The 11703-nt window shown below is 72.4% G+C and carries 10 protein-coding genes; 4 read left to right on the plus strand and 6 right to left on the minus strand.

What is annotated here, in order from left to right:
- Positions 1 to 25: 25 nt before the first annotated feature.
- A complete protein-coding gene (locus tag QRN89_RS14415) occupies positions 26 to 613 on the minus strand; it encodes a TetR/AcrR family transcriptional regulator (RefSeq protein WP_290349792.1) in 588 nt (195 codons plus the stop codon).
- A gap of 161 nt (positions 614 to 774) precedes the next feature.
- Here QRN89_RS14415 and QRN89_RS14420 point away from each other — a divergent pair, with 161 nt between their 5' ends.
- Positions 775 to 4278 (plus strand): S41 family peptidase, encoded by a 3504-nt coding sequence (locus tag QRN89_RS14420; RefSeq protein ID WP_290349793.1) that lies wholly within the window; start codon positions 775 to 777, stop codon positions 4276 to 4278.
- Positions 4279 to 4386: 108 nt separating this feature from the next.
- Here the strand turns inward: QRN89_RS14420 and QRN89_RS14425 are convergent, their stop codons facing one another.
- The 4 genes from QRN89_RS14425 to QRN89_RS14440 form a co-directional block, all read right to left on the minus strand.
- Positions 4387 to 4650, minus strand: coding sequence for a hypothetical protein (locus QRN89_RS14425; RefSeq protein WP_290349794.1), 264 nt, complete (start codon positions 4648 to 4650; stop codon positions 4387 to 4389).
- 97 nt (positions 4651 to 4747) lie between these two features.
- Positions 4748 to 5629 (minus strand): SDR family oxidoreductase, encoded by an 882-nt coding sequence (locus QRN89_RS14430; protein ID WP_290349795.1) that lies wholly within the window; start codon positions 5627 to 5629, stop codon positions 4748 to 4750.
- A complete protein-coding gene (locus tag QRN89_RS14435) occupies positions 5626 to 6582 on the minus strand; it encodes an alpha/beta fold hydrolase (protein WP_290349796.1) in 957 nt (318 codons plus the stop codon). Before QRN89_RS14435 ends, QRN89_RS14430 begins: the two co-directional genes overlap by 4 nt.
- Positions 6579 to 8126 (minus strand): flavin-containing monooxygenase, encoded by a 1548-nt coding sequence (locus tag QRN89_RS14440; protein ID WP_290349797.1) that lies wholly within the window; start codon positions 8124 to 8126, stop codon positions 6579 to 6581. The genes QRN89_RS14435 and QRN89_RS14440 overlap by 4 nt, the downstream gene beginning before the upstream one ends.
- 183 nt (positions 8127 to 8309) lie before the next feature.
- Between QRN89_RS14440 and QRN89_RS14445 the strand changes: the two genes are divergently transcribed.
- On the plus strand, positions 8310 to 8927 hold the full coding sequence (locus QRN89_RS14445) for a MerR family transcriptional regulator (RefSeq protein ID WP_290353707.1): 618 nt from the start codon (positions 8310 to 8312) through the stop codon (positions 8925 to 8927).
- Between the two features lie 208 nt (positions 8928 to 9135).
- Here QRN89_RS14445 and QRN89_RS14450 read toward each other — a convergent pair whose 3' ends face one another.
- Positions 9136 to 9945, minus strand: a complete 810-nt coding sequence (locus QRN89_RS14450) for an exodeoxyribonuclease III (RefSeq protein WP_290349799.1) — start codon at positions 9943 to 9945, stop codon at positions 9136 to 9138.
- Between the two features lie 51 nt (positions 9946 to 9996).
- Here QRN89_RS14450 and QRN89_RS14455 point away from each other — a divergent pair, with 51 nt between their 5' ends.
- Together QRN89_RS14455 and QRN89_RS14460 are read left to right on the plus strand one after the other, a co-directional pair.
- Positions 9997 to 10482, plus strand: a complete 486-nt coding sequence (locus QRN89_RS14455) for a GNAT family N-acetyltransferase (protein WP_290349800.1) — start codon at positions 9997 to 9999, stop codon at positions 10480 to 10482.
- 233 nt (positions 10483 to 10715) lie between these two features.
- Positions 10716 to 11687, plus strand: a complete 972-nt coding sequence (locus QRN89_RS14460; protein ID WP_290349801.1) for a trypsin-like serine peptidase — start codon at positions 10716 to 10718, stop codon at positions 11685 to 11687.
- Positions 11688 to 11703: the final 16 nt, after the last annotated feature.

Genomic DNA, 11703 nt, shown 5'->3' on the forward strand with positions numbered 1-11703 from the left:
GCGCGGGGAGAGTGCGGGACGGACGTCAGTTGCCGTCGGCGGGGATGCCCAGTGCGGGGAGCACCACGGCGTCCAGGTACTCGTGCAGGAAGCCCTGGCTCATCGGTTCGTCCTTGATCAGCGGATGGGCCACGAACGCGCCCACCAGCATGTGCGACAGGTACTTCAGGGCGGGGTTGTCCGCGGAGATCTCACCGCGGTCGACCGCCCGCTGCAGGAACAGGTCGAGCCCGGTGATCTCGGGCTCGATGAACAGCTCGCGCAGTGCCTGGAGCAGATCGTCGTTCTCGTGGACCGCCCGGGCGAGGCCGCGCATCAGCGCGGTGTCCCGCTCCATCTGGCAGTCGTCGGACTGCGACACCATCTCGTGGAAGTCGCCGCGCAGGCTGCCGGTGTCGATCCGGGAGATGTCCACCGGCTTGCTGTTCCGCAGCGACATGGCGACCAGCTCCGGCTTGCTCCCCCACTGGCGGTAGAGGGTGGCCTTGCTGGAGCGGGTGCGGGCGGCGACGGCGTCCATGGTGAGGGCGTCGTAGCCGACCTCGCGGAGCAGGTCGAGCACGGCTTCGTACAGCTCGGCCTCGCGCTCGGGCGTGAGTCTGCTGCGTGCCATGACCGGCCTTCCGAACGAAACGGTTTCGTACACCACGACTGTACCCCCGGCGCCCAGCGAAACGAAACCGTTTCGTACGTGTCCTGGGCCACAGCGGTGCCCGCCCGGAAAAGCCCGCCCCACGAGTTGCCGGGCCCTGCTCGCACGGAAAGCATTTAGGAGTGAGTGACGACGTCGCGTATCTCCGCTTTCCGCATCTGCACGACGACTTGCTGTGCTTCGCGGCCGAGGACGATCTCTGGATCGCGCCCCTCGTCCCCGCGGGCCGGAGCCCCGCCCGGGCCTGGCGGGTGACCGTCGACCGGACCCGGATCGGACACCCCCGGTTCTCCCCGGACGGCAGCCTGATCGCCTACACGACCTGGCGCAGCCTGGACCCGGAGATCCATCTGGCACCGGTCGACGGCGGCCCGGCACGCCGCCTCAGCTACTGGGGCTCGACCGACACCCGGGTCTGCGGCTGGGACCCGGACGGCAACATCCTCGCGGTCTCCTCGCACGGCCAGCCGTTCTCCTATTTCTCCTGGGCCTACAAGGTGCCCACGGACGGCGACCCCGGAAAACGCCTGCCCTGGGGGCCCGTCTCCGACATCGCCGTCGCCGACACCGGCGGACAGCACCGCACCCTGCTGCTCACGGGGAAGCCACCGCACGAGCCCGCCGGGTGGAAGCGCTACCGGGGCGGCGCGATGGGGCGGCTCTACCTGCACGGCGAACGGCTGCTGGCCGACATCGACGGCCATCTCGACGCGCCGATGTTCGTGGACGGCCGCATCGCGTTCCTCTCGGACCACGAGGGCGTCGGCAACCTGTACTCCTGTCTGCCCGACGGCACGGACCTTCGCCGGCACACCGACCACGACGCCTTCTACGCCCGGCACGCCTCGAGCGACGGCCGCCGGGTCGTCTACCAGTGCGCCGGCGACCTGTGGATCGTCGAGGACCTGGCGCCGGACTCCCAGCCGCGGAAGCTGGCCGTCCGGCTCGGCGGTCCGCGTGCCGGACGGCGCCGGTACCAGGTCCCCGCCTCCCACCACGTCAACGGGCTCTCGGTCGACACCACGGGCCGGGCCAGCGCCGTCGCCGTACGCGGCAGCCTCTACTGGCTGACCCACCGCGACGGCCCGGCACGCACGATCGCCGACACCCCGGGCGTACGGGTACGGCTGCCGGTGATGCTCGGCAGCGGCGGCGGGCAGGTCGCCTACGTCACGGACGCGGACGGGGAGGACGCCGTCGAGATCGCGGACCTGCCCCGGGCCAGCGGCGACCGGCCACCGCGGCGACTGGCCTCCGGACGGCTGGGGCGGGTGCTGGAGATGGTCTCGGACCCGGCCGGGCAACGGCTCGCGATCGCCTCGCACGACGGGCGACTGCTGCTCCTCACGGTGACGGAGGAAGAACCCGGGACGGAAGGCACGGCGGAGGCCGGGGACGAGGCGGACGGCGGGGCGGAGGGGACGGGGGACGCCGGGGACGCGTCCGGATCCGGGGCGTCCACCGCCGAACCCGGCGGAACCGATGCAGCCGGACCGGGGGCGCCCGGCACCGAACCCACCGGCACCGAACCCACCGGCGCCGGAGCCTCCGGGCCCGCGACCGGCGGCACGGACCCCGGCTCGGCGGGCGGGTCCGGGGGCGCCGACGAGGGCCTCGTCACCGAACTGATCCGCTCCGACAACGGGCCCGTCCGCGATCTCGCCTTCTCCCCCCTCGGGGACTGGGTCACCTGGTCGCACCCCTTCATCGGCCGTTCCCTGCGGAAGATCAAGATGGCCCGCATCGACGGCCCCGGCCCCCGCACCGTCGTCGACGTCACCAACGGCCGCTTCGAGGACGAGTCCCCCGTCTTCACCCGCGACGGCCGCTATCTGGCCTTCCTGTCCTGGCGCGGCTTCGACCCCGTGTACGACGTGCACACCGGCGATCTGTCCTTCCCGCTGGGCTGCCGCCCCTACCTCGTACCGCTGTCGTCCGCGACGCCTTCGCCGTTCGCGCTGCTGCCCGACGGGCGGCCGGCGGCCGGCGGGCTCGACCCCACCGAGGTCGACATGGGCGAGGGCGCGGCGATGGTGGAGGCGGAGGGACTGGAGAGCCGGGTCACGCCGTTCCCCGTGGCCGCCTCCAAGTACTCGTCCCTGCACCCGGTCGCGGGCGGCGGTCTGGTCTGGCTGCGGTGGCCGATCTCGGGCGCGCTCGGTGAGACGTTCGCCAATCCCGCCGACCCCTCGCACCGGCCGACCCTCGAGTACTTCGACATCCCCAAGGCCCGCAAGACCGAACTCGTCGCGCACCTCGACTGGTTCGCGGTCAGCGGCGACGGCTCCCGGCTGGTCGTCTTCGACGACCAGGAACTGCGCGCCGTACCCGCGACCGAGCCCGGCGACAGCGACTCCACGGTGTACCTCGACATGCGCCGCATCCTGCACGAGGTGGACCCGCCCGCGGAGTGGCGCGGCGCGTACGAGGAGGCGGGCCGGCTCATCCGCGACTACTACTGGGACCCGGGCATGTGCGGGATCGACTGGCCCGGGGTGCTGGACCAGTACCGCCCGCTGCTCGAACGAATCGCGTCCCCGGACGAGTTCGCCGATCTGCTCCGCGAGGTGCTCGGTGAACTGGGCACCTCGCACGCCTACGTCACCCCCGCGCGCCGCAACGAGGGGCCGCCCCACTACCAGCGGGCGATGGGCCTGCTCGGCGCGAACCTGGCGTGCCGGGAGGAGGGCTGGGCGGTCGTGCGGATCCTGCCCGGCGACTCCTCGGACTCCAAGGCGCGTTCCCCGCTCGCCGGTACCGGCATCCGCGAGGGCGCGGTGCTGACCCATGTCGACGGGCGTCCGGTGGACCGGGTGACCGGCCCGTACCCGCTGCTGGCCGCGGCGGGCGGGACGACCGTGGAGCTGACCTTCCGGCCGGCCGAGGGCGAGGGCCTGCCGCGGCGGGTCGCGATCGTGCCGCTGATCGACGAACGCCCCCTGCGCTACCAGGACTGGGTCGCCAAACGGCGCGCGGTCGTACGGGAGATGAGCGGCGGCGAGTGCGGCTACCTCCACATCCCGGACCTCGGCGGTTCCGGCTGGGCGCAGTTCAACCGCGATCTGCGCATGGAGGTGTCGCGGCCGTCGCTGATCGTGGACGTACGCGGCAACGCGGGCGGCCACATCAGCGAGTTGGTCATCGAGCAGCTGAGCCGCAAGATCCTGGGCTGGGACCTGACGCGGAACGCGCAGCCGGTCTCGTACACCTCGAACGCCCCGCGCGGACCGATCGTGGCGCTCGCGGACGAGGCGACGTCCTCCGACGGTGACATGATCACGGCGGCGATCAAGCTGCTGGGCCTCGGGCCCGTGGTGGGCCAGCGCACCTGGGGTGGTGTGGTGGGGATGACCGGCCGGCACCGGCTCGCGGACGGGACGGTGATCACGGTCCCGATGAACGCCGCCTGGTTCGAGGCGTACGGCTGGTCCGTCGAGAACCACGGCGTGGAGCCGGACATCTTCGCCGAACGCCCGCCGCTCCACTGGGCCGAGGGCAAGCGCACCGATCTCGACACCGCGGTGCAGGTCGCTCTCGACCGGCTCGCGAAGGATCCGGCCAAGACGCCCCCGGGGTACGAGAACGTCCCCGACCGGCGCCGCCCGCCGCTGCCCCCGCGGCGCTGAACGCCCCCTCCGGGTCCGGTCCGCGGGTCTGCCCGAGGGCGGGTCACCGGCGGCAGGAAAGGGGCGCACCCCGTGCACTGGGTGCGCCCCTTCCGCGTGCCTCGGACGTCAGGCGTCGTGGCGACGGTGCATCGGCTCGTCGCTCATCTCACGCTCCGGGCGGCGGCGCTCCTGCCCGCGCTCCTGGCCGCGCTCCTGACCGCGCTCCTGGCCGCGCTCGGAGCCGCGCTCGGAGCCGCGCTCCTGCGGGGGGCGCTGCTGCGGCCGCTGCTGCGGCGAGCGCTGCGAAGCCTCCTGCTTCATGCCGGGCTTCTGCTTCGCCTGCTCCTTGAGCTGCTCCGCCTTGTCCTTGAACTGCTCCTGGATACCCATCTGGTTCACTCCTGGAAGGGTGAGGGGACGGGGGCCGTTGAGCCGGCCCCCGGGGCCTCGACCAGACTGGCATGCAGGGACATTCCGCGCATTTCGATCAGTTACGCTCCGTACGTTCCCGCTCGTCAGCGGCCCCGCCGGCGCCCACGAGCCCGGTGCGGACCCCGGTGAGCCGCGGCTCGAAACGCCTCATCTCCCGCTGCCCGACGAGTCCGATGAGGCCCGGCAGGTATCCGCGCACCGACTGCATCCCGCGCAGCCACCACTGCGCGTACACGTGGGCGGACCGCCGTTCGACGCCGGCGACGATCCGGTCCACGGCCGGGCCGAGCGGGTACGTGCGGTTCGACGGCCAGGGGAGCCGCTGCCGCAGTTCCCGCATGACGTCGTCCTCGTCGGCCCCGCGCACCATGTCCGTGTCGGTCCAGGACAGATAGCCGACGCCCACCTTCACGCCCTTGTGGCCCACTTCGGCCCGCAGGCTGTGCGCGAAGGCCTCGGCCCCCGACTTGGAGGCGCAGTACGCGGTCATCATGGGCGCCGGGGTGATCGCGGCGAGCGAGGCGATCTGGAGGAAGTACCCGCGGGACTCGACCAGGACCGGAAGGAAGGCCCGGCAGGTGACCGCGCTCCCGATGAGGTTGACCTCGATGACGCGCCGCCACGCCTCCGGGTCGGAGTCCGCGAACGGCCCCCCCGACGCCACACCGGCGTTGGCGACGACGATGTCGACCTTGCCGAAACGCTCCTTGACCTCACGGGCGACCCGGGTCATCGCCTCGTGGTCGGTGACGTCGGCGTGCCAGTGCTCGCTCTCGGTGTGCAACCGCCCCGCGACCGCCTTCAGTTCGTCCGGCTCCAGGCCGACGAGCGCGATCCTCGCACCCCGCGCGGAGAGTTTGCGGGCCAGCAGCTCGCCGACACCGCGTGCGGCGCCGGTGACGACGGCGACCTGCCCCTCGAGGCTGACCCTGGTCATACGTTCTCCTCCTGCTTCGTACGGGTGTCCGGCGGTGCGGGGGCGTCCCGCTTCAGATGGGCGTCCGCGAGCTTCCTGATCTCCGCGGTGACCGCCTCCGGGGCCTCCACCGGGGTCATGTGCCCCATGCCGGCGAGTTCGACGAGACCCACGCACTCGGGCAGCGACGCCGCGAGCGCCCGGGCGTGGACGATCGGGGTGAGCCGGTCCACGGTGCCCGCGACGACGGCCGTGGGCAGCCTCATCTCCCGTACGCCGGCGTCGAGATCGAGCTCGGCGAGGACGTGCGCCCAGGCCACCCGTGTCGGGCGCGGACAGGCGTGCACGATACGGGCGCACTCGGTGACGCGCTCCGGGGCCGTGCCCGGTCCCATCGTCGCGTAGCGCAGGATCCTCTTCGAGACCGGGGTGACCGGGCCGAGCGGGGCGCGTGAGCCGAGGACGGCCCCCGTGAGCCGGGTCCGGAACCGGCCGGCCCGCACCGGCACCACAAGGGACTCGGCGACCAGCCGCGAACTGCCCGTGCTGCACAGCAGCGCGGCCGCTGCGTGCTCGACGAACCCCGGCCGGGAGGCGGCCGCCATGAGCGTCATCCCGCCCATGGAGTGCCCCGCCAGAACCGCCCGCTCGCCCGGCTCCAGTGCGGTGGCGAGCACCGCCTCCAGATCGTCGGCGAGGGCCTCGGTGCCGTACCCGGCGGCGACCGCGGGTGTGCGGCCGTGTCCGCGCTGGTCGTAGGCGACGACCCGGTGGTCGGCGGCCAGCTCCCTGATCTGCGCCGCCCAGAAGTGGGTCGAGCAGGTCCAGCCGTGGGCGAGTACGACCGCGGGCGCGCCGTCGGGTCCGTGCACCTCCACGTGGAGGCGGGAGCCGTCGGCCGAGACGGCGGTCAGTTCGCGGGCGGCGACGGGCGGGGCCGGTGCCGTCGCGGACCGCTTCATGAGCCTGCTCATGCGCTCTCCTCCCCCACGGCGGCGGCGACGGCCCCGGCGCTCCCGGACGGCCGGTCAGCGACCGGGGTGCGGGGCGCGCGGATCACCTCGTACTCCGCGAGGTCGACCGTGCGCGTCTGCCGCCGGAACTCCCCGGTCGTGCCGGGCCAGATGGTGGTGTTGCGGCCGCTCGCGTCGAGGTACCAGCTGGTGCAGCCACCGGTGTTCCAGACGGTCCGCTTCATCCGCTCCTGGACGCGCCGGTTCCAGGTGTGGACGGCGGACGGCCGCGCGCCGAGCGCGACCCGGCCGCCGAGGACGCCCAGCTGGCGCAGGTAGTCGGCCATGTAGTTCAGCTGGGACTCGATCATCAGGATCATCGAGCTGTTCCCGAGGCCGGTGTTGGGGCCGATGACCGTCATCCAGTTGGGGAAGCCGGCGACCGTCGCCCCGCGCAGCGACTCCATGCCGTCCTTCCACGCCTCGGCGAGGGTGATGCCGTCCGCGCCCACCACCCGGTCGGCGATCGGCATGTCGGTGACGTGGAAGCCGGTGCCGAGGACGATCGCGTCGACCTCGGCCTCCTCGCCCCCGGCGGCGACGACCGTGGAGCCGCGCACCTCGGTCAGCCCGGAGGCGACGACGTCGACGTTGGGCTGCGCGAGCGCCGGGTAGTAGTCGCTGGACAGCAGGATCCGCTTGCAGCCGATGCGGTACGACGGCGTCAGCTTCGCCCGCAGCGCCGGGTCCTTGATGGACTTGGCCATGTTGGCCTTGGCCAGCGACTCGATCAGGCCGAGCTGGTTCGGGCGCTTGGTGAACGCGCTGACCTGCAACTCCCGGATGCCCCACAGCAGTCCGCGGCGCGCCGTGCCGGTGAGCGGCAACTGCCGGTGCAGCCAGCGCTCCCCGGCGCTGATCGCCCGGTCCATCCGCGGCATCACCCAGGGCGGGGTGCGCTGGAACAGGGTCAGCTTCGCCACCAGGGGCTGGATCGACGGCACGATCTGGATCGCGGACGCGCCGGTCCCGACCATCGCGACCCTCTTGCCGCGCAGGTCGTAGTCGTGGTCCCAGCGCGCCGAGTGGAAGACCTTCCCGGGGAATCCGTCGAGTCCGGGGATCTCCGGCATCCTGGGGTCGGACAGCGGACCGGTCGCGGAGACGACGACCTCGGCGGTGAACGCGCCCCGCGAGGTCTCGATCTCCCAGTGCAGTTCGTCGGTGTCCCAGCGCATCATCAGCACGTCGTGGCCGAAGCGGATGTGCGGGCGGATCCCGAAGACGTCGGTGACGTGCTCGAGGTAGGCCCGGATGTGCTCCTGTCCGGAGAAGGTCCGGGGCCAGTCGGGGTTGGGCGCGAACGAGAACGAGTAGAGATGGGACGGTACGTCGCAGGCGCAGCCGGGGTAGCTGTTGTCCCGCCAGGTCCCGCCGACCGAGTCGGCCCGCTCCAGGACGACGAAGTCGGTGATCCCCTCGCGGCGCAGCCGGACGGCGGCGCCGAGGCCGCCGAATCCGGATCCGATCACCGCCACTCGCACGTGCTCGAACTGCTGGCTCATGCCGCCGCCTCCCGCAGACAGACTCCCGCCGAACCGTGCCAGCAATCACTGGCACGATGGGAGAGTAGAGCCTCCGCATACCGAGCGGTAGGGGTGGAACCGAACAAGTTACCGGCGGTACAACATAGGCTTGCGCACGTGACGGACGAGCAGCGCACGGATCGCGAAATCCGCGAGTACCGCATGGAGGAGCTGGCCAGGGAGGCCGGCATCACGGTGCGCACCCTGCGCTTCTACCGCGAGCGGGGGCTCATACCCCCGCCCCGCAGGGAGGGCCGGATCGCCTGGTACGACGACCATCACCTGGCCCGGCTGCGCACCATCGCCGCCCTGCTGGAACGCGGCCACACCCTCAGCGGCATCGCCGATCTGGCGTCGGCCTTCGACAGCGGCCGCGACGTCGGCGAGGTACTGGGGCTCGGGGAGCCGACCGAGGAGACGCCGGTCCGGCTCACCCCGGAGGACCTGGCGGACTACTTCGAGGGCGAGGTCACCCCCGAGAACCTCGTGGCGGCGCTCGACCTCGGCTATCTGGCCACCGACGGCGACGAGATCGTCCACATCAGCCGCCGGCTGCTCGACGTCTCCTCCGCGCTCGTGAAGGAGGGCGTCCCGCTCGCCGCGGTCCTCGCCGCGGGCCGCGAGGTGCGCGGTCACGCGGAGGCGCTGGCGTCGCTCTTCGTCGGACTGCTGCGGGCCCACGCGGCCGAGGGGGACGTCGAGCGGCTGCGGCCGCTGGCGAAGAGCGTGGTGGAGGCGGAGCTCTCCATGGCGATGGACCGCCGGCTGCGCGAGTCGTGACCGGCTGAGCGGAGCCCGTCCGACGGGCCCGGCGGGGCCGTTCGGACCCGGTCCGCACACCGCGACGACCGCGCGGGCTGACGCGGGCGCGCCGGCCGTGACGACGGACGCACGCGCAGCCGCCGCGGTCGAGCGCGACGGCCGCGGGCCGGGCGCCGGAGTGCGGCAGGCGATACCGGGGCGCGACAGCCGGGGCGCGGGCCCGGCGCTACTGCTCGAAGACCGCCGTCACCGGCGCGTGGTCGCTCCACCGCTCCGCATGGGTCGCGGCCCGTTCCACGTACGCCTTCACGCACTTGCCCGCCAGGCGCGGGGTCGCCACCAGCAGATCGATGCGCCAGCCCGTGTCGTTGTCGAAGGCGCGGCCCCGGTAGGACCACCAGGAGTACGGGCCCTCCTGGTCGGGGTGCAGGGCGCGGACGACGTCCACGTAACCGGCCCCCGTCTCGCCGTCGCCGTACACACGGTCGAGCCACTCCCGCTCCTCGGGCAGAAAACCGGAGTTCTTCCTGTTGCCGCGCCAGTTCCTGAGGTCGGCCTCCTGGTGGGCGATGTTCCAGTCACCGCAGACCAGCACGTCGCGGCCGTCGGCAGCCGCGCGCCCCCGAAGGTCCCTCAGATACGGCAGGAACGCATCCATGAAGCGGTACTTCTCGTCCTGGCGCTCGGTCCCGACCTCGCCCGACGGAAGGTACAGACTGGCGACCGTGACGCCGGGCAGGTCCACCTCGACGTAGCGTCCGCCGCCGTCGAACTCCTCGCTGCCGAAACCGGTCCGCACCGCGTCGGGCTCGCGCCGGGTGAGGACGGAGACGCCGGCGCGGCCCTTGGCCGCGGCCGGGACGTGGACGGCATGCCAGCCCTCGGGGTTGCGCACCTCCTCGGGGAGCTGATGGGCCTCGGCCCGTACCTCCTGGAGGCACACCACGTCGGCGGAGGTCCCCGCCAGCCACTCGACGAAGCCCTTCTTCGCGGCGGCTCGCAGCCCGTTCACATTCACGCTGGTCACAGTGAGCACCCCGGCACCATAGCGGGAGAGCGGGGTACGCATACATGTACGATTGACCGTATGGACATCCGGCCCATGCCCTTCGACCACCCTGACGCCGTCAAACTCAACGACCAGGTGCAGTTGGAGTACGCCGCGCGCTACGGCGACGAGGGCGATGTCACACCGCTCGACCCCTCGATGTTCGCCCCGCCGCGCGGACTCTACCTGCTGGCCTACGACGGGCTGGGCCGCCCGGCGGCCACCGGCGGCTGGCGCACCCAGGACGAGAACGACGAGGGGTACGCGAACGGCGACGCCGAACTCAAGCGGATGTACGTCGTACCCGAGGCGCGCGGCCTCGGTCTGGCGCGGCACATCCTGGCGGCGCTGGAGGAGGACGCCCGCGCGGCCGGCCGGATCCGCATGGTCCTGGAGACCGGCACGGCCCAGCCGGAGGCGATCGCGCTGTACACCTCCAGCGGCTACGAGCCGTGCGCCAAGTTCGGCCACTACCGCGGCTACGAGAACAGCCGCTGCTTCGCCAAACCGCTCACCCGGCGGTGAGCCCGGCAGCCCGATGAGCCCGGCGACCCGGCAATGAGCCCGGCGGCCCCGGCAGTCCGGCGAGCCGGGAGGCCCGACCGGTCCCGGCAGCCCCCCGTGGCCCCCGCGACCCCGGCTTGAACAATAGTCATGACGCGCTCCTGACAAAGTTCGCGCAGTCATGGCACCCTGCCTCACGCACGTCGATCCGCACCGTTCTCATCCCCCACCTGCCCCGGCAGAAGGAGACATGCGTGAGACGCCATCGCACAGCCGCAGTGATCCTGTCAGCAGTCGGCGCTCTGCTCACCGGCGGTCTGACGGCCGCCACCGCGGCCCAGGCCGCCGCCCCGGCCCCCTCCCCCGCTCCCACCGCCGTGGCCCACCACGCCACGGCCGCCGAGCAGCACCAGGCCCGCACCTTCTGGACCGCGGAGCGGATGCGCGCCGCCGTCCCGCTCGACCTGCGACTCGGCGCGGACGCGCTGAAGACGCTCAAGAGCCCGAAGCCCGGAGGTGTGACGACGACCGTCGCCCCCACCGCCTTCCCCCAGGCGGGCGGCGCCTGGACCGGCGGCGGCGCGGTCGTGAAGACCTCCGGCCGGGTGTTCTTCACCTTCCAGGGCCGCACGGCGTCCTGTTCGGCGAACGCCGTCACCAGCCAGAACGCCAGCACCGTCATGACGGCCGGACACTGCGTCAAGTACCAGGGCAGCTGGCACACCAACTTCGTCTTCGTGCCGGCGTACGCCAACGGCCAGGCCCCGTACGGCCAGTGGACCGCCACCAAGACGCTGACCACCCCGCAGTGGGAGGCGAGCGAGGACATCAACTACGACATCGGCGCGGCCGTGCTCGCCCCGCTGAACGGCCAGAAGCTGACCGCGGTCACCGGCGCCCAGGGCATCCAGTTCAACGGCGGCTACAACAAGCAGATGTACGCCTTCGGCTTCCCGGCCGCCTCCCCGTACGACGGCACCAAGCTGATCTACTGCAGCGGGAACAGCTCCAAGGACTGGCTGTTCACACAGGACCACAGCCTGGGCTGCAACATGACCGGCGGCTCCAGCGGCGGCCCCTGGTTCACCGGGTTCAGCGAGACGGCCGGCACGGGCCTGCAGGTCTCGGTGAACAGCTTCGGCTACGTCTTCCTGCCGAACCGGATGTTCGGCCCGTACTTCGGCAATGAGGCGAAGGCCCTGTACGACAAGGCCCAGGCCTCCTGACGGCGGCAGCGGCCGG

Origin of the sequence: Streptomyces sp. HUAS CB01 (assembly GCF_030406905.1) — a bacterium.
GTDB lineage: Bacteria > Actinomycetota > Actinomycetes > Streptomycetales > Streptomycetaceae > Streptomyces > Streptomyces chengbuensis.

Coding starts and splice junctions, on each gene's coding strand:
- QRN89_RS14445 (WP_290353707.1), top strand. CDS start 8,310: ATGGAGGAGCTGGCCAGGGAGGCCGGCATCACGGTGCGCACCCTGCGC.
- QRN89_RS14435 (WP_290349796.1), bottom strand. CDS start 6,582: ATGAGCAGGCTCATGAAGCGGTCCGCGACGGCACCGGCCCCGCCCGTC.
- QRN89_RS14430 (WP_290349795.1), bottom strand. CDS start 5,629: ATGACCAGGGTCAGCCTCGAGGGGCAGGTCGCCGTCGTCACCGGCGCC.
- QRN89_RS14425 (WP_290349794.1), bottom strand. CDS start 4,650: ATGGGTATCCAGGAGCAGTTCAAGGACAAGGCGGAGCAGCTCAAGGAG.
- QRN89_RS14440 (WP_290349797.1), bottom strand. CDS start 8,126: ATGAGCCAGCAGTTCGAGCACGTGCGAGTGGCGGTGATCGGATCCGGA.
- QRN89_RS14415 (WP_290349792.1), bottom strand. CDS start 613: ATGGCACGCAGCAGACTCACGCCCGAGCGCGAGGCCGAGCTGTACGAA.
- QRN89_RS14455 (WP_290349800.1), top strand. CDS start 9,997: ATGGACATCCGGCCCATGCCCTTCGACCACCCTGACGCCGTCAAACTC.